The organism is Amycolatopsis sp. NPDC043887, assembly GCF_056435665.1.
On the sequence record NZ_JBWKEB010000015.1, the window covers coordinates 189,487 to 205,524 of the forward strand.

Genomic DNA, 16,038 nt, shown 5'->3' on the forward strand with positions numbered 1-16,038 from the left:
CGCGAAGTGAACAACGTTTCGGTGATCTCCGCGGTGGTCTCGGTGACCGGCGCGGTGCTGACCGCCGTGCTCGGCGGGATGTTCGAGGCACGCAGGCGGCGGACCGACCGCGAGCAACATCGCCGGGACCTGGTCAGCCGGTACCGGGATCCGCTGCTGCAGTCGGCGGCGTCACTGGCTTCGCGGTTGCGGAACGGAATCGACCTGCTGTCGGGCAGAGAGGTCCACCAAGCAGCGCCGGGGACCGATCGCCAGGACGAGTACAACCGCTACGAGAGCCTTTACCGGCTTTCCGCCTACCTCGGCTGGGTGCAGATCCTGCAGCAGGAGGCCCATTTCCTGGACATGGGCAGCCGGAGCAGGAACCGGCGGCTGATGCGTCATCTCGGCGCGGTCAAGGCGGCACTGTCCGGGCACACCGAGCCGAGCGACGCCCGCGTGTTCCTGCTCCTGGGCGGTGAGCAACAGGCCATCGGCGAACTGATGATCGACCCGGACAGCCCGGAACGCCCCCGGTGTCTCGGCTACGTCCAGTTCCGGCGCAAGTACCGGGACGACGCCGAATTCGCCGAATGGTTCACCCCGTTGCTCGAAGAAACCACCAAAATCCTGAAGTACCCCGAGGAAGGCGCCGCGCGGCTCACCACCGTCCACAATGCCCTGATCGACCTGATCACCTACCTCGATCCCAAGAAGGTCTGGATTCTCGGGCCGAACCGCAAGTTCGAACATGCGCTCACAACCGGATCCCCCGACGCCACACCGACGACGTGAGCGGAACTCCCGGCCGGTAGGCGAGGTGCGTCGTCGAAGGCGCCTCCAGCACGTGAAGATCGGCACGCGCCCCCGGCCGCACGAAACCCACGTCGTCACGCCGCAACGCGCGAGCGCCACCCGCCGTCGCCGACCACACCGCCTCGTCGATCGTCATCCGCATCTGCAGCACCGCGGTCGTGACGCAGAACGCCATCGACGTCGTGTACGAGCTGCCCGGGTTCGCGTTGCTGGCCAGCGCGACCGTCGCCCCCGCGTCCAGGAGCCGCCGCGCCGGCGCCAGCGGCTGCCGGGTCGACAGGTCGCACGCCGGCAGCAAGGTCGCCACGGTGTCCGAAGCAGCGAGAGCCTCGACGTCCGCTTCGCTCAGGTACGTGCAGTGGTCGACGCTCGCTGCCCCTAGCTCGACGGCGAGCCGCACACCCGGGCCCTCCCCCAGCTGGTTCCCGTGGAGCCGGAGCCCGAGCCCGCGTTCCCGCGCCGCCTTCAGCACCCGCCCGGACTGCGCCTCGTCGAACGCGCCGGTCTCGCAGAACACGTCCGCCCACCGCACGAGCGGCGCGACGGCGTCGAGCATGTCGCCGCATACCAAGTCCACATAGGACTCCGCGTCCACGCCCGGCGGCACCAGATGCGCGCCGAGGAACGTGACCTCGTCGGCCACCTCGGCGGCGATCCGCGCGGAACGCGCCTCGTCTTCGACGTTGAGCCCGTATCCGGTCTTCGTTTCCAGACAGGTCGTGCCCTGCCTCGCCGCTTCGTCGACGTGTCGCCGCAGATTCGCCGCCAGCTGCTCGTCGGACGCAGACCGCGTCGCGTCGACGGTGACCGCGATCCCTCCGGCGTTGTACGCCTTCCCGGCCATCCGCGCCTCGAACTCGGCGGTCCGGTCCCCGGCGAAGACCAGGTGCGTGTGGCTGTCCACCCAGCCGGGCAGCACCGCGCGACCTTCGACGTCGACCCGCTCGTCCGCGTCGGGCGCGTCCGCGGCCGCGCCGACCCAGGCGATCGTTTCGCCGTCGACGACGACGGCCGCGTCGCGGAGCTTGCCCAGTTCGGCGTCGTTCGTGGTGAGTTCGCCGATTCCCGTGATCAGGACTGCCACAATGCCTCGATCTCCTTGGCCAAGACCGTTTCCGGCCGGTCGATCAGCTGATGCGCGCCGTCGCGGACGATCTCGCGCCCCGCGACGACGACGTCCCGGACGTCCGCGCCGGCGGCGGCGAAGACCACCCCGGACGGCTCGATCCCCGCGGTCCGCACCGAACCGAGGCCGACCGTCACCAGGTCCGCGCCCGCGCCCGGAGCCAGCTCGCCGACCTCGTCCCAGCCGACCGCGCCGTGATCCGTCGCCGCCGCGAGCAGTTCCTCCGCGGTGAACCGGCCGCGTTTCTCGCTGGCGAGCCGCTCGTTCAGTTCCAGCGCCCTGGTCTCCTCGAACGCGTCGACGACCGCGTTGCTGTCGCTGCCGAGCGACAGCCGCACCCCCGCGTCCAGCAGCGTCCGCGCGGGGCCGATGCCGTCACCGAGATCCCGTTCGGTCGTCGGGCAGAAGCAGGCACGGCTACCGGCCTCGCCGAGCCACTGGATATCGCCCGGCGTCAGGTGCGTCGCGTGCACCGCCGTGAGCCGCTCGCCGAGCACGCCGTTGTCCCAGAGCAGCCCCGTCGGAGTCCAGTGATAGGCCGCCACGCACTGCTCGTTCTCGGCTCGCTGCTCCGAAAGATGGATGTGCAGCGGCCGATCCGCGGGCGTCCCGTTGTCCACTTCGGACAGTTGATCTTCGGGAACGGCACGCACGGAATGGATCGCGCCTCCAACCCGGAACGTCTCATCCTCCCGCAATTCGCCGGCTCGTTGCGCCCACTTCGAGGCTGTCCCGTCGGAGAACCGCTGCTGCACCTCGTCGGGTTCCACCCCGATACCGCCCGCGAGGTAGCACGTGTCGAGCAACGTCAGCCGGATTCCGGCGTCCCTGGCGGCCTGCCGCAGCGCCTCACCCATCGCGTTCGGCTCTACGTAAGGCTTTCCGCCCGGCGCGTGGTGCAGGTAGTGGAACTCGCCGACGCTTGTGTACCCGGCCAGCACCATCTCCGCGTAAACGCCGCGCGCCAGGCGGTAGTACGAATCCGGATCGAGCCGCGACGCGAGCGAGTACATCCGCTCGCGCCACGTCCAGAAGGTTCCGCGATCGTGGTGCGTCCGGCCGCGCAGCGCACGGTGGAACGCGTGCGAATGCCCGTTGGCGAACCCCGGCAAAGTGAGTCCATTGAGGACAGTTCCTTCGCGAGGCGCTTTCGCCGTCACCGAAGTGATCTCGCCGCCGTCGATCTCGATCCGGACGGCATCGGCGATCCCGTCCGGCAGCCAGGCACGTTCACACCAATATGTCGTCATGTCGACAGTTTCTCCAGGACGTCCGCGAGCGCGCGAGCCCCGTGGTCGACGTCCTCCGCCTCGGAGAACTCCTCCGGCGAATGGCTGATGCCGGTGGGGTTGCGCACGTAGAGCATCCCGGACGGGACGAACCCGGCGAGGATCGCGGCGTCATGCCCGGCGCCGGTCGGCAGTTCCGGCGGCCCGCCCAGCCAGGTGCCCAGGTCACGGCGCAACGCGTCGTCGAAGATCACGTCGTCCGAGTACGACTCCCTGCTGACCTCGACGCGGCAGCCTTCCTGCCCTGCCGCGTCTTCGGCCAGCTTCGCGATCTCGGCGACCAGCTCGGGCGTATCCGCACCCGGCACCCTCGCGTCCAGCCACAAGTCCACAGTGGACGCGATGACGTTGGTCCCGCCGGGAGTGGGCACGAGCCTGCCGACGGTCGCCCTCGCGTCGGCGGTGGCCTTCGCCAGTTTCCGCACGGCGAGCACGGTCTCGGCCGCCGGGATCATCGGGTCGCGACGATCGCCGATCAATGTCGCGCCGGCGTGATTTCCCTGCCCCTGGAAGGAGAATCGCCACCGCCCGTGCGCGATCACCGTGTTGCCGACGGCGACCGGCGAGCCGAGGTCGATCAGCCCGCGTCCCTGCTCCACGTGCAGTTCCAGGAACCGCCCGATCAACCCGAGCCGCTCGGGGTCCCGGCCGACCCGCTCGGGATCGAGGCCGGATTTCGCCGCCGCTTCGGCGAACGTGACACCGTCCGGGTCGCGCAGGCTCCGCGCCTTGTCCGCGTCGATGGTCCCGGTCAGCAGACGCGAGCCGAGGCACGGCACACCGAACCGGCCGCCCTCCTCTTCGGCGAAGACCACGACGGCGAACGGCTTCGCCGCACGAAATCCTTGGGCCTGCAAGATCTCCACCGCGTCGAGCGCACTCGCGACACCGAGCGGGCCGTCGAAGGCGCCGCCGCCGGGCACCGAGTCGAGATGGCTCCCGGTGACGACCGCGTCCGGGCCGGGTGTGCCCCACCAGGCCCAGATGTTGCCGTTGCGGTCGGTCTCGACACCCAGGCCCAGCCGCCCGGCACGCTCGACGAACCACGCGCGCAGCTCGGTTTCGGCCGCGTCGAAGGCGTGGCGGGAGTAGCCGCCCCGCTTCGGGTCGCGGCCGACGTCCGAAATCTCCTCCAGCAGCGACGACGCGGTCACTCGGCGTCCCGCATCGGCACGCGCACGCCGCGCTCGTCGGCGACTTCGGCGGCGCGGTCGTACCCGGCGTCGACGTGCCGGATGACGCCCATGCCCGGGTCGTTGGTGAGCACACGTTCGAGTTTCCGCGCGGCCAGCTGGGTTCCGTCGGCCACGCTGACCTGGCCCGCGTGGATGGACCGGCCCATACCGACGCCGCCGCCGTGGTGGATCGACACCCAGCTGGCGCCCGACGAGGTGTTGACCAGTGCGTTCAGCAGCGGCCAGTCGGCGATCGCGTCGGAACCGTCGGCCATGCCCTCGGTCTCGCGGTACGGCGAGGCGACGCTGCCCGAGTCGAGGTGATCGCGGCCGATGACGACCGGCGCCTTCAGCTCACCGCTGGCGACCATCTCGTTGAACCGCAGGCCCGCGAGGTGCCGCTCGCCGTAGCCGAGCCAGCAGATCCGCGACGGAAGGCCCTGGAACGCGACGCGTTCACCGGCCAGCCGGATCCAGCGCGCGAGGGATTCGTTCTCCGGGAACAGTTCCAGCATCGCGCGGTCGGTCGCCGCGATGTCCTCGGGGTCACCGGACAGCGCCGCCCAGCGGAACGGGCCGTTGCCCTCGCAGAAGAGCGGGCGGATGTAGGCGGGCACGAACCCCGGGAAGTCGAAGGCCCGTTCGCAGCCGCCGAGTTTCGCCTCGCCGCGCAGGGAGTTGCCGTAATCGAAGACCTCGGCGCCCTTGTCGAGGAAGCCGAGCATCGCCTCGACGTGCTCTGCCATCGATTCACGGGCGCGCTCGGTGAACTCGTCGGGCTTCTTGTCCGCGTAGTCCTGCCACTCGTCGACGCTGACGCCCTTGGGCAGATAGGAAAGCGGGTCGTGCGCGGAGGTCTGGTCGGTGACGATGTCGACCTCTACGCCGCGGCGAAGCAGTTCGGGCAGCACCTCGGCGGCGTTGCCGACCACGCCGACGGACAGCGCGCGCTTCTCCTTCTTCGCGGCCTCCACCCGGCGGATCGCGTCGTCGAGGTCGTCGGCGACCTCGTCGAGGTAGCGGGTCTCGACACGGCGGTGGGCGCGCTGCGGGTCGCATTCGATGACGAGCGCGACACCGTCGTTCATCGTGACGGCCAGCGGCTGCGCGCCACCCATGCCGCCGAGACCGGCGGTGACAGTGAGCGTGCCCTTGAGGCTGCCGCCGAAGCGCTTCTTCGCGACGGCGGCGAAAGTCTCGTACGTGCCCTGCAGGATTCCCTGCGTGCCGATGTAGATCCAGGAGCCCGCGGTCATCTGGCCGTACATGGTCAGGCCCTGCGCCTCCAGGCGGCGGAACTCGGGCCACGTCGCCCAGTCGCCGACGAGGTTGGAGTTCGCGATGAGCACGCGCGGCGCCCATTCGTGCGTGCGGAACACGCCGACCGGCTTGCCGGACTGGACGAGCAGCGTCTCGTCCTGCTCCAAACCGGTCAGTTCGCGGGTGATCGCGTCGAAGCTGGCCCAGTTGCGGGCGGCCTTGCCGGTGCCGCCGTAGACGACCAGGTCCTCCGGGCGCTCGGCGACCTCGGGGTCGAGGTTGTTGTGGAACATCCGCAGCGCGGCTTCGGTCTGCCAGTTCTTCGCGGTGAGCGTGGTGCCTCGGGCGGCACGGACCGTGCGGGTCATGGGCTCAGACCTCCAGTTGGGCCGCGGCGAGGACGGCACCCGACGCGACGAGTTCTTCGGCGGCGGCGATCTCCGGCGCCAGATGACGGTCGGGGCCGGGGCCCTCGACCTTGGTGCGGACGAGATCCCGGACCCGGCCGGTGACCGGCGACGGGACCAGGGGCGCGCGCATGTCGAGTGCGCGCGCGGCGGTGAGCAGTTCGATGGCAAGGACGGTGTTGAGGCCTTCGACCGCCTTGCGCAGCTTGCGCGCGGCGGACCAGCCCATGGAGACGTGGTCCTCCTGCATGGCGCTGCTCGGGATCGAATCGACCGACGCCGGCACCGCGAGCCGCTTGAGCTCGCTGACCACGGCCGCCTGCGTGTACTGGGCGATCATGTGGCCGGAATCGACGCCGGGGTCGAACGCGAGGAACGGCGGCAAGCCGTGCGAGCGGGCCTTGTCGAGCATGCGGTCCGTGCGACGCTCGGCGATGCTGGCGACGTCCGCGAGCGGAATCGCGAGGAAGTCGAGCACGTACGCGACCGGGGCGCCGTGGAAGTTGCCGTTCGACTCGACGCGGCCGTCGGACAGCACGACCGGGTTGTCGACCGCGGAGTGAAGCTCACGCTCGGCGACGAGTTCGGCGTGCGTGAGGCTGTCGCGGGCTCCGCCGTGCACCTGGGGCGCGCAGCGGAGGGAGTACGCGTCCTGGACGCGGTTGCAATCGGGGCCGCGGTGGCTCTCGACGATCTTCGAGTCCTGAAGCGCCGTCCACATCCGCTGGGCACTCAGCGCCTGGCCTGGATGCGGGCGCAGCGCCTGGAGGTCGGCCGCGAAGGCGCGATCGGTGCCGAGGAGCGCTTCGACGCTCATCGCCGCGGTGATGTCGGCGGTGTCGAGCAGCTTGCGAAGGTCGGCCGCGGCCAGCAGGAGCATGCCGAGCATGCCGTCGGTCCCGTTCGTGAGGGCGAGGCCCTCCTTCTCCGCGAGAACGACCGGCTCGATGCCAGCGTGCTTCAGCGCTACGCCCGCCTGAACGACTTCGCCGTTGTACTCGACTTCGCCCTCTCCCATCAGCGCGAGCGCGACAGCGGCGAGAGGCGCGAGGTCACCGGAGCAGCCGAGGGAGCCGTACTCGTGAACGAGCGGGGTGATCCCGGCGTTGAGCAGGGCCGCAAGCGCTTGCGCGGTCTGCGGCCGGATGCCGGTGTACCCGCTGGCGAGAGTGCGGAGGCGCAGCAGCATCAGCGCGCGCACGACCTCGGTCTCCACGACCGGGCCCGCGCCCGCCGCATGCGACCGAATCAGCGACCGCTGGAGCGCGGTGCGGCTCTCGAGCGGGATATGCCTAGTGGCGAGCGCCCCGAAGCCCGTCGAAACGCCGTACGTCGGCGTCTCGGCGTGAGCGAGGTTGTCGATGTGCTGACGCGTCGTGGCGAGGTTCTTCTCGGCCGCTTCGCTGACCGCGACGGGCGAGTGGTCACGGGCGACCGCGACGACCTGTTCGGGCCGAAGCGGTTCGGAGCCCAGAAGTACGGTTTCCGGCATAGCCCCATTGGACAACGCCATGCCCGCTGGTGGGCGGCGCCAACCGGTGGTTGTGTCTGGTATCCAAGACACTCACGGTGGGAGCAAGGGACCTTTGCTACCGCGGCAGCGGAGGGTGTGTGGAAATAGAGACGTTGAGTGTCCCTATTTCCACACACCCCGTACTCCGCGTAGCGATGCGTACCGACCGTGTGGGTTTCGGGACGTCAGATGTCCCAAAACCCACACGGTCACCTGCGGAAAGAGAGCAAGGGACCTTTGCTCCCGCTTGTCTCAACATTGAGAGAAGCGGGAGCAAAGGTCCCTTGCTCCCCCGCCGAAGCGAAACAGGAGGTCGGCATGGGTGAGAGCAGCGAGGTCCCGGCTCTGCGACGCGGCCTCGGCATCCTTCGCGCCCTCGCCGCGCGGCCGGGTCCGGTGTCGGCGGCCGCGATCGCGCGCGAACTCGGCCTCCCGCGTTCGACGACGTATCACCTGCTCGCCGAACTGGAGGCCGCCGGTTTCGTGACGCACTTGCCGGCCGAGCGCCGGTACGGCCTCGGCATCGCCGCGTTCGAGCTCGGCTCGGCCTACCTGCGGCACGACCCGCTGGAGCGGCTCGCGCTCCCGCTCCTGCGCAAACTCGCCGACCGCGTCGGCCACACCGCGCATCTGGGCGTGCTTCACGGCAACGAGTCGCTCTACCTGGTCAAAGAGCGTCCCACCCGCCCGGAAACCCTGGTGACCGAAGTCGGCGTCCGGCTGCCTGGCCAGCTCACGGCTTCGGGCAGGGCGATGCTGCGGCATCTGCCGTCACCGCACGTCCGCGCGCTCTTCCCGAACGCGGCGGCGTTCGTGCTGCGCACCGGTCGCGGCCCGCGCACCCTCGCCGAACTGCGCCGGACGCTGAACGCGGAGGGCAGGCTCGGCTGGGCGGTCGAAGACGGGCACGTCACCGAAGGATTCGCCTCGGTGGCCTGCCCGGTCTTCGACCACGGCGGCCGGCCGATGGCCGCGATCAGCGTGACCCTCCGCCACCTCTGCCCGGGAGCCGAGGGGTGCGAGGAGACTTGGCCGGACCTCGCCGAAGAGGTCCGGCTGACCGCGGCCGAACTGACCACCCGGATCGGGGGTCAGATGCGCTGAGCGTGCTTCTTCTGGACTCCCTCGAGCCCGAGCATCGCCAGCAGTTCAGCACAGTCGAGGGCATCCGAAGCGTGCCCTGCGACGGTTCGTGCGGCTCTGCCGTTCTGCAGCGTGAGGCGGACTTCTTCCTCCGCTCGCACACCGGCCATCCGGCTCTGGTCTTCAGCGGGGTCGGGACGACTGGAATGCCTAGCCCAGGTCATCTGCCACCTTCTTCCGGCCCTCCGGCGACACGGGGTCGTTTCGAAAGAGGGCCATGGTCGGACACTCAGCATGACATCCCACTCCGCGACAGTTCCCGGCGCGGGTGAATTGAGACAAAAAAGATCTAGATTTCGCTACTCTGCGTGATTCAGAAAAGACTCGAGCCGGGTGTTGAACGGCGCACCCGTGTCCGGCACCAAATGCCCCATCCCCCGCACGATCTCGCGGCGCGCACCGGTCCCGTCCGCGATCGCGTCGGCGATGATCTCGTACTCCGGCCGGTGGTCGCCGGTGATCGCGAGCATCGGGAAATCCGCGGAGGCCAGCGCGTCGAGCGGCAGCTCCGCATCTCCCGGCGGCCGCATCCCGACCAGCGCGCGGGCGCCACGCCGCAGAGTCTCCGGCACCGGATCGGGAATCGGCAACGGCACACCGGCTAGCGGAAAGAAAGCCTTGAACACTTCGCGAGGATCGTCGAGCGGCCCTTCGAGAAATCTCCGCAGTTCGGCGTCCCACGCATCGACGACCTCGTGACCACGAACGACCCCAGCCGCGGGCGGCTCGACCACGGTGAGGGTCCGGACCATCTCCGGCCGCCGCGCGGCGGCGAGCATCGCGACGACCGCGCCATACGACAGCCCGACCAGATGCGCGGGCTCGTCGAGCACCTGCTCCGCGATCAACTCGGCGTCGACTGCGAAATCCTGTACGCCGTCCGGCGATTTGCCGTGGCCCGGACGGTCCGGCGCGAGCAACGTCCACCGCTCGGTCAACGGGCGCTGAGCCCGCCACGCCTCCCGGCCCCCGAGCAACACGCCGTGCACGAGAACGACTCGCGGACCGGATCCCCACCGATGGACATGAAGCCGCATTTCCCGAGCCTATGGGGTTCTCAGGAGTAGAGCCCGCCCCATCGGGCCCACTCCGCGAGGATCACTTGGCGTCGGCGGACGCAACCCGCACTGCCGAGCCGACCGACACGCAAAGAAGCGGCCCCACCCCTCAGGGGCAGGGCCGCTTCGGCGAAACGGTGGAGGTGCCGGGAATTGAACCCGGGTCCTCTGGCGCATCACCAGGGCTTCTCCGTGCGCAGTCCGCTATGTCTCTACTTGGCCCCTTCAGTCACGCGAACAAGCTGAAGTGACGGGCCCAGCCACTGTTTGTTTCCCGACCACACCCCGTAGCCGGGTGTAGCGGTAAGCCTCCTAGCTGATGCCGGTGACCGGGTCGGAGGCGACCCCGGACCGACAGAGTTGCTCTACTGCTTAGGCAGCAAGAGCGAACTCGCGCTGGCTCTTAGGCTCGGCGCTTATTGGTTTGCGATGACGCTTACGGTGGTCTCTCGCCTGCACCGGCACGCTTCTCCTGATTCAACGTCCAAAGTCGAAACCGTTCACCCCCTTGGTGGGACACAACCTGTACATCATAACTCGATCGGCAACCGGGTTATTCCCGCAGGTGGGGCTAGCCCCACCTGGGAGATGCCCGTGAGCACCATGTCGGCGAGCGCGCGCGAGCGCGATGCTGGTCTCCTCGCACCAGAGAGGAGCACGACCATGAGCTCGCTAGCGGCCGAGCGGGAGCTGAGCAGGTCCGATCCGTCGTTCGGCGGCTCGCTGGTCTACCTGCTGATGAACCTGCCGATGGGTGTCCTCACCTTCGCGCTCCTGATGTCCTTCATCTCGGCGGGCATCGGCACGGCGGTCGTCTGGATCGGGCTGCCTATCCTCGCGCTGGTGATCCTGTCGGTCCGCGGCGCGGCCCGGATGGAACGCGCCAGGGTGTACGCGCTGCTCGACCGCTACATCGACCTGCCGTATCTCCCGCTGCCCGTCGCCGGTCAGTCCGTGCGCTGGAAGGCCCGGCTGAAGGACGGCTCGACCTGGCGCGACCTCGCCTACTTCTTCTTGCTCTTCCCGCTCGGCATCGTCGAGTTCGTCCTGGTCACGGCGTTCTGGTCGACCAGCCTCGGCCTCGCCGGCCTGCCGATCCACTACCGCTTCCTGCCCGGCGGCGAGTACCGCTTCCCGACCTGGGAAAACGCGTGGTTCACCGTCGATTCGACGGTCTCGGCACTGCCTTGGGCGGCGCTCGGAGTGCTCTGCATCGCGCTGTCGGTAGCGTTGACGAAGGCGCTGGCCGGGATGCACGCCCGGCTGGCGACGGCGCTGCTCGGGCCGACCCACGCCCAGCGCCGCCGTCTGGAGGATTCATGGGGCGAGGTTCACGGATGACGATCGACCAGCAAGTTCAGCAGGTGGGGATTCCGCGACCGCGCCCGTTGCGGTCGATCGTCTACATGATCGTCAGCTTCGTGTTCCGGCTCCTCCAGTTCGTTCTCATCGTCGTCGGCCTGGCGGTCGGCATCGCGACGGCGGTGGTGTGGATCGGCTTCCCGATCCTCATGGCCACGACCAGCTTCATCCGTTGGTCCGCCGACCGCGAGCGGGGCTGGGCGCGCACGATGCTCGAGACTCCGCTGGAGCCGGTCGAGCGCCTGCCGGTCGAGGGGCTTTCGCTGGTCAAGCGCTGGCTGACCCGCTTGACCGACGCGACGACGTGGCGCGACCTCGCCTACCTGATGGCGGCGTTCCCGCTGGCATGTCTGGAACTGCCGATCGCGATCGCGTCGATCGTGTTGCTGCCGATGGCGATCTGGGTGACCCCGTGGGTCGGGTGGCTGCACGGCAACCTGGCGTACTCGCTGCTCGGACCGAACCGCGCCGCGAAGCTGGAGCAGAAGGCCGAGCGACTGCAGGCGTCGCGGGCTCGCGGTGTCGACGCCGCCGAGGCCGAACGCCGCCGCATCGAGCGGGACCTGCACGACGGTGCCCAGCAGCGCCTGGTCGCCGTCGCGATGAGCCTCGGCCGCGCGAAGTCGAAGTTCGACCAGGACCCGGACGCGGTGCGCGAACTGATCGACGAAGCACACCTCGACGCCAAGCTCGCGGTGTCGGAACTGCGTGATCTCGCCCGCGGGATCTACCCGGCCGTGCTCGGCGACCGCGGTCTCGACGCCGCCTTGTCCGCGCAGGCCGCGAAATCGCCCATCCACGTCGACGTCGAAGTGGACGTCGAACCGCGGCCGCCCGCCGCGGTCGAGACGACGGCCTACTTCATCGTCGGCGAGACGCTGACGAACATCGCGAAGCACTCGGGAGCGACCGAAGCGGGCGTGAAGGTGTGGCGCACCGAGTCGATGGTCATCGTCGAGATCACCGACAACGGGCACGGTGGCGCCGAAGTCCGGCCAGGTGGCGGCCTCGCCGGGCTCGCCGACCGGGCGGCCACGATCGACGGCGTGATCACCGTCGTCAGCCCGCCCGGTGGCCCGACGGTGATTCGCGCGGACCTGCCGTGCCAATGGTGACCCGCTCGTGAGTGAATAGGCTCTGCCATTCACTCACGACGCTGGGGGCAGCATGCGGGTTGTCATCGCCGAAGACGCGGTTCTGTTGCGCGCGGGGGTGATCCGCCTGCTCGCCGACGAGGACATCGAAACCGTCGCCGCCGTGGACAACGGCGACGATCTGCTGGTCGCGGTCAAGGAGCACCGGCCGGACCTCGCGATCGTCGACGTGCGGATGCCGCCCACCTTCACCGACGAGGGCCTGCGCGCCGCCCTGGGGGCCCGCGAGGTCATCCCGGGCCTGCCCGTTCTCGTGCTCTCCCAGTACGTCGAGGAGAGCTACGCCGTCGAGCTCCTGTCCGGCGGCGCGGGCGGAGTCGGCTACCTGCTCAAGGAACGCGTCGCCGACGTCGGGGATTTCCTCGACGCGGTCAAGCGGGTCGCCGGCGGCGGCACGGCCATCGACCCGGATGTCATCGCGCAGCTGATGGCCCGGGGCCGCAAGAACCCACTCGACGCGCTCACCGCCCGCGAGTCCGAGGTGCTGGGGCTGATGGCGCAGGGCCTGTCGAACACCGCGATCGCGAACTCTCTCGTCGTTTCGCACGGCGCGGTCGAGAAGCACATCGGCAACATTTTCGCGAAGCTCGGCCTCGAAGCGAGTTCGGTGGAACACCGCCGGGTCCGCGCGGTGCTCACCTACTTAGGACGCTGAAGTAGCTCTTGGTGGCGAAGCCGTCACTCACCTAACATGAGCAGACTGTAGGTGGGTGACGCGCCGAACCGAGGAGGACCCATGACCGACAGGCCCTCCCACAGCGCCCGTTTCTTCGGCGGCCCTCTCGACGGCCGCGTCCAGGAACTCGGTGACACCGAGCCGGTCGCGGGCACCGTCCTCAAACACGTCCATCTGCACGACGGGCCGAAGATCGAGACCCGCTACGAACTCGGCCTCGCCGAGGACGACTGCTGGGAATTCCGGCTGTGCTCCGCCCCGCTCCCGGAGCCCGAGACCGACGGCGTGGGGTAGGGAAAACTCCACCTCCCGAGGGCGAAAACAAGAAGAGCGATACGGCGGCCCGCACCGCTGTTTTCGCGACCCCGAAGCACCAGGCTCTTTTCCATGCACACGAGCCAGAAGCAGGGCCGGGACAGGTTCCTGGACATCGTCCGAGCGGTCGCGATCCTCGCGGTCGTCGTCCAGCACTGGGGTATGCCGGTGCTCTCGTACGCCGACGGCCACCTCTCCACCGGGAACGCCCTCGCGACGCCCGGCTGGTGGGTCATCACCTGGCTCAGCCAGGTCATGCCGCTCGTCTTCTTCGCCGGCGGCGCGGCGAACCTGATCTCGTTGAACCGCGCGGAAAGTTCCCGTTCCTGGCTCGCGGCCCGCCTCAAGCGCCTGATGATCCCGGTGCTGCCGCTGGTGGCCGTCTGGCTGTTCGTCCCGGACATTCTGCGCGGGATGGGCATACCGGAGCAGCCGCTGCAGGTCGGCGGAGCGATCGCCGCGCAGCTGCTGTGGTTCCTGGCCGTGTACGTGCTCACCGTGCTGCTCACCCCGCTGATGGCCGCCGCGCACCGGCGCTGGGGTCTCAAGGTCCCGCTCGTGATGCTCGCCGCCGCCGTTCTCGTCGACGTCGCCCGCTTCAACGACCTCGGCCTGATCGGTTTCGCGAACGCGATCTTCGTCTGGATGGCCGTGCACCAGCTCGGTTTCCACTACACGCAAGGCCGTCTCGGTTCGCTGAGCCGCAACGCCGCGCTGGGCATGGCGGGCACCGGCTTCGGTATCACCGCGCTGATGGTCGCCTTCGGCCCGTATCCCGCGAGCATGATCGGCATGCCGGGCGCCCCGGTGTCGAACATGAGCCCGCCGACCGTGCTGCTGGCCTTCCTCGCGATCGGCCAGATCGGGCTCCTGCTGGCCTTCAAACCGCAGCTGAACGCCATGGCCACCCGGCCGGGTCTCGACGCCGCGCTGAAGTGGATCGGCCCGCGGTTCATGAGCGTCTACCTGTGGCACATGCCGGCGCTGATCGTCGTCTCCGGTGTCGCGGTCTACGGTCTCGGTTACGAAACCCCCGAACCGGGTTCCGTCCTGTGGCTGACGATGCTCCCCGCGTGGCTCGGCGCCTGCGGGCTGGTGCTCCTCGGTCTGCTGCGGATGTTCGCCCGCTTCGAAACGCAGGGTTCCGGCCCCGCGTCGACCGCCCACACGCCTCAGCTCGTGGTGGCCGGACTGGCGATCGCGGGCGGCCTGCTCGGCCTCGCCGCGCACGGTTTCGCCCCGCTGAGCGACGGTCTCGCCCAGGGTCCGGCGCCGTGGGTGGCGCTGGCGACGGGCGGATTCCTCCTGGCGGGCAAGCAGATCCAGGTTTCGGAGCTGGGGACGCGGTTGCTCGGCCGCGCCGTTTCGGTCACCGAGGTGGCCCAGCTCAAACGCTGAGCAGTTTCGCGGGGGTGTCGTGCAGCACCGCCCGCAGGAACGGCTCACCCAGGCGATCGTCGGCGGCCCAGCCGGCGATCGCCTGCAGCTGTGTGGCGTACGAGTACGGGATGTTGGGGAAGTCGGTGCCGAGCACGACGCGGTCGGGGAATTCGGCCAGCAGGTCCGTCCAGTCCGGCGGGAGCGGGTTGCCGCGCGAGGTGAACTCCACCCCGACCATCGTGGTGTCGAGGTACACGCGCGGATATCTCCTGGCCAGCTCGAACGCGAAGTCGATCTCCGGCATGCCGGCGTGCGCGAGCACCAGTGTCAGACCGGGATGCCGGACCAGGATCTCCTCGAACAGCCGTAGCCCGGTGTAGGCGCCCTTCAACGGACCGTGTCCACAGTGGACGACCACCGGGACACCCGCGTCCGCCAGCGCACCCCAGACGCCGTCCAGCAGCTCGTCACGCGGATCGTAGGCGCCGACCTGGACGTGCGCCTTGAAACAGCGGGCGCCCGCGCGCAACGCACCGTCCACAACGGACAGCGCGGACGGCTCCGGGTAGAAGGTGCCGGTCGGCACCGCCTCGGGGACGCGTTCCGCGAACTCCAACGCCCACGACGTCAGCCATTCGGCCATTCCCGGCTTGTGCGGATAGACCAGCGGCGCGAACCTGCGCACACCGAACGAGCGCAGGGTTTCGATCCGTGTTTCTTCCGGCGTGCGGTAGTGCACGGGCCAGGCCATGCCGTAGTGCTCTTCGGCCTGGTCGAAGTAGGCCCACACCTTGTCCATGACCTGCTTCGGCAGGAAGTGCAGGTGCAGGTCCACGAGCCCGTCGATGCCGAGCGCCGAGATCCAGCCGGGGATCTCGGCGTCCGAAGCGGGCCCGTGGATCAATCGTTGTACCGGCCCTTGAGCGCCCGGCCCATGGCCCGGCTGATGGTGCGCTGCGCGTCGCGCTTGGCGATGTCCTGCCGCTTGTCGTAGGACTTCTTGCCCTTCGCCAGCGCGATCTCGACCTTGACCTTGCCGTCCTTGAAGTACATCGACAGCGGGACGAGCGAAAGGCCGCTCTCCTTGGTCTTGCCGATGAGCTTCTCGATCTCCTGGCGGTGCAGCAGCAGTTTCCGGGTGCGCCGCGGCGTGTGGTTCGTCCACGTGCCCTGCACGTACTCCGGGATGTGCACGTTGCGGAGCCAGACCTCACCGTCGTCCACCGTGGCGAACGCGTCGGCCAGTGATGCCCGTCCTTCACGCAGGCTCTTCACCTCGGTACCGACGAGCACGAGACCGGCTTCGTAGGTGTCGAGGATGGAGTAATCGTGGCGAGCCTTGCGGTTCGACACGATCACCTTGTGTCCACGTTCCTTGGGCATAG

At 69.1% G+C, this 16,038-nt stretch carries 16 protein-coding genes and 1 other RNA gene; 7 read left to right on the forward strand and 10 right to left on the reverse strand.

Annotation, left to right across the window (positions count from 1 at the left end):
* Positions 1-6 precede the first annotated feature (6 nt).
* Positions 7-774, forward strand: a complete 768-nt coding sequence (locus AC069H_RS33605; protein ID WP_478226764.1) for a hypothetical protein — start codon at positions 7-9, stop codon at positions 772-774.
* Here AC069H_RS33605 and hutI read toward each other — a convergent pair.
* From hutI to hutH, 5 genes are read right to left on the reverse strand one after another with little or no spacing between them, the layout of a single operon-like run.
* Positions 737-1,879 (reverse strand): imidazolonepropionase, encoded by a 1,143-nt coding sequence (gene hutI, locus AC069H_RS33610; RefSeq protein WP_478235016.1) that lies wholly within the window; start codon positions 1,877-1,879, stop codon positions 737-739. The genes AC069H_RS33605 and hutI overlap by 38 nt on opposite strands.
* The gene (locus tag AC069H_RS33615; RefSeq protein WP_478235017.1) at positions 1,867-3,171 is read right to left on the reverse strand and encodes a formimidoylglutamate deiminase; all 1,305 of its coding nucleotides are present in this window, start codon (positions 3,169-3,171) and stop codon (positions 1,867-1,869) included. Before AC069H_RS33615 ends, hutI begins: the two co-directional genes overlap by 13 nt.
* Positions 3,168-4,364, reverse strand: a complete 1,197-nt coding sequence (locus tag AC069H_RS33620) for an allantoate amidohydrolase (protein WP_478235018.1) — start codon at positions 4,362-4,364, stop codon at positions 3,168-3,170. The genes AC069H_RS33615 and AC069H_RS33620 overlap by 4 nt, the downstream gene beginning before the upstream one ends.
* On the reverse strand, positions 4,361-6,013 hold the full coding sequence (gene hutU / locus AC069H_RS33625; protein ID WP_478235019.1) for a urocanate hydratase: 1,653 nt from the start codon (positions 6,011-6,013) through the stop codon (positions 4,361-4,363). Before hutU ends, AC069H_RS33620 begins: the two co-directional genes overlap by 4 nt.
* A gap of 4 nt (positions 6,014-6,017) precedes the next feature.
* Positions 6,018-7,544, reverse strand: a complete 1,527-nt coding sequence (gene hutH / locus AC069H_RS33630; RefSeq protein ID WP_478226759.1) for a histidine ammonia-lyase — start codon at positions 7,542-7,544, stop codon at positions 6,018-6,020.
* Between the two features lie 339 nt (positions 7,545-7,883).
* On the opposite strand from hutH, the gene AC069H_RS33635 reads away from it, so the two are divergent.
* Positions 7,884-8,669: an IclR family transcriptional regulator gene (locus AC069H_RS33635; protein WP_478226758.1), complete on the forward strand. Its 786-nt coding sequence runs from the start codon at positions 7,884-7,886 to the stop codon at positions 8,667-8,669.
* On the opposite strand, the gene AC069H_RS33640 is transcribed toward AC069H_RS33635, so the two are convergent.
* From AC069H_RS33640 to ssrA, 3 genes are all read right to left on the reverse strand, one after another.
* On the reverse strand, positions 8,657-8,872 hold the full coding sequence (locus AC069H_RS33640; RefSeq protein ID WP_125680489.1) for a hypothetical protein: 216 nt from the start codon (positions 8,870-8,872) through the stop codon (positions 8,657-8,659). The two genes, AC069H_RS33635 and AC069H_RS33640, sit on opposite strands and share 13 nt — an antisense overlap.
* A gap of 135 nt (positions 8,873-9,007) precedes the next feature.
* On the reverse strand, positions 9,008-9,745 hold the full coding sequence (locus AC069H_RS33645) for an alpha/beta fold hydrolase (protein WP_478235020.1): 738 nt from the start codon (positions 9,743-9,745) through the stop codon (positions 9,008-9,010).
* 156 nt (positions 9,746-9,901) lie between these two features.
* Positions 9,902-10,274: a transfer-messenger RNA gene (gene ssrA / locus AC069H_RS33650) on the reverse strand.
* A 155-nt stretch (positions 10,275-10,429) separates the two neighbouring features.
* Here ssrA and AC069H_RS33655 point away from each other — a divergent pair.
* The 5 genes from AC069H_RS33655 to AC069H_RS33675 all read left to right on the forward strand — a co-directional run bounded on the left by AC069H_RS33655 (position 10,430) and on the right by AC069H_RS33675 (position 14,671).
* Positions 10,430-11,107, forward strand: coding sequence for a sensor domain-containing protein (locus tag AC069H_RS33655; protein WP_478235021.1), 678 nt, complete (start codon positions 10,430-10,432; stop codon positions 11,105-11,107).
* Positions 11,104-12,243: a sensor histidine kinase gene (locus AC069H_RS33660; protein WP_478226755.1), complete on the forward strand. Its 1,140-nt coding sequence runs from the start codon at positions 11,104-11,106 to the stop codon at positions 12,241-12,243. The genes AC069H_RS33655 and AC069H_RS33660 overlap by 4 nt, the downstream gene beginning before the upstream one ends.
* Positions 12,244-12,295: 52 nt before the next feature.
* A complete protein-coding gene (locus AC069H_RS33665) occupies positions 12,296-12,937 on the forward strand; it encodes a response regulator transcription factor (RefSeq protein WP_219145731.1) in 642 nt (213 codons plus the stop codon).
* A gap of 81 nt (positions 12,938-13,018) precedes the next feature.
* Positions 13,019-13,252 (forward strand): hypothetical protein, encoded by a 234-nt coding sequence (locus AC069H_RS33670; protein WP_340684285.1) that lies wholly within the window; start codon positions 13,019-13,021, stop codon positions 13,250-13,252.
* A 93-nt stretch (positions 13,253-13,345) separates the two neighbouring features.
* The gene (locus tag AC069H_RS33675; protein ID WP_478235022.1) at positions 13,346-14,671 is read left to right on the forward strand and encodes an acyltransferase family protein; all 1,326 of its coding nucleotides are present in this window, start codon (positions 13,346-13,348) and stop codon (positions 14,669-14,671) included.
* Here the strand turns inward: AC069H_RS33675 and AC069H_RS33680 are convergent.
* On the reverse strand, positions 14,661-15,557 hold the full coding sequence (locus AC069H_RS33680) for an amidohydrolase family protein (RefSeq protein WP_478235023.1): 897 nt from the start codon (positions 15,555-15,557) through the stop codon (positions 14,661-14,663). The two genes, AC069H_RS33675 and AC069H_RS33680, sit on opposite strands and share 11 nt — an antisense overlap.
* Positions 15,554-16,036 (reverse strand): SsrA-binding protein SmpB, encoded by a 483-nt coding sequence (gene smpB, locus AC069H_RS33685; RefSeq protein WP_340684288.1) that lies wholly within the window; start codon positions 16,034-16,036, stop codon positions 15,554-15,556. Before smpB ends, AC069H_RS33680 begins: the two co-directional genes overlap by 4 nt.
* Between the last annotated feature and the right edge of the window lie 2 nt (positions 16,037-16,038).

Coding starts and splice junctions, on each gene's coding strand:
- AC069H_RS33615 (WP_478235017.1), bottom strand. CDS start 3,171: ATGACGACATATTGGTGTGAACGTGCCTGGCTGCCGGACGGGATCGCC.
- hutU (WP_478235019.1), bottom strand. CDS start 6,013: ATGACCCGCACGGTCCGTGCCGCCCGAGGCACCACGCTCACCGCGAAG.
- hutH (WP_478226759.1), bottom strand. CDS start 7,544: ATGCCGGAAACCGTACTTCTGGGCTCCGAACCGCTTCGGCCCGAACAG.
- AC069H_RS33635 (WP_478226758.1), top strand. CDS start 7,884: ATGGGTGAGAGCAGCGAGGTCCCGGCTCTGCGACGCGGCCTCGGCATC.
- AC069H_RS33640 (WP_125680489.1), bottom strand. CDS start 8,872: ATGACCTGGGCTAGGCATTCCAGTCGTCCCGACCCCGCTGAAGACCAG.
- AC069H_RS33645 (WP_478235020.1), bottom strand. CDS start 9,745: ATGCGGCTTCATGTCCATCGGTGGGGATCCGGTCCGCGAGTCGTTCTC.
- AC069H_RS33655 (WP_478235021.1), top strand. CDS start 10,430: ATGAGCTCGCTAGCGGCCGAGCGGGAGCTGAGCAGGTCCGATCCGTCG.
- AC069H_RS33660 (WP_478226755.1), top strand. CDS start 11,104: ATGACGATCGACCAGCAAGTTCAGCAGGTGGGGATTCCGCGACCGCGC.
- AC069H_RS33665 (WP_219145731.1), top strand. CDS start 12,296: ATGCGGGTTGTCATCGCCGAAGACGCGGTTCTGTTGCGCGCGGGGGTG.
- AC069H_RS33670 (WP_340684285.1), top strand. CDS start 13,019: ATGACCGACAGGCCCTCCCACAGCGCCCGTTTCTTCGGCGGCCCTCTC.
- AC069H_RS33675 (WP_478235022.1), top strand. CDS start 13,346: ATGCACACGAGCCAGAAGCAGGGCCGGGACAGGTTCCTGGACATCGTC.
- smpB (WP_340684288.1), bottom strand. CDS start 16,036: ATGCCCAAGGAACGTGGACACAAGGTGATCGTGTCGAACCGCAAGGCT.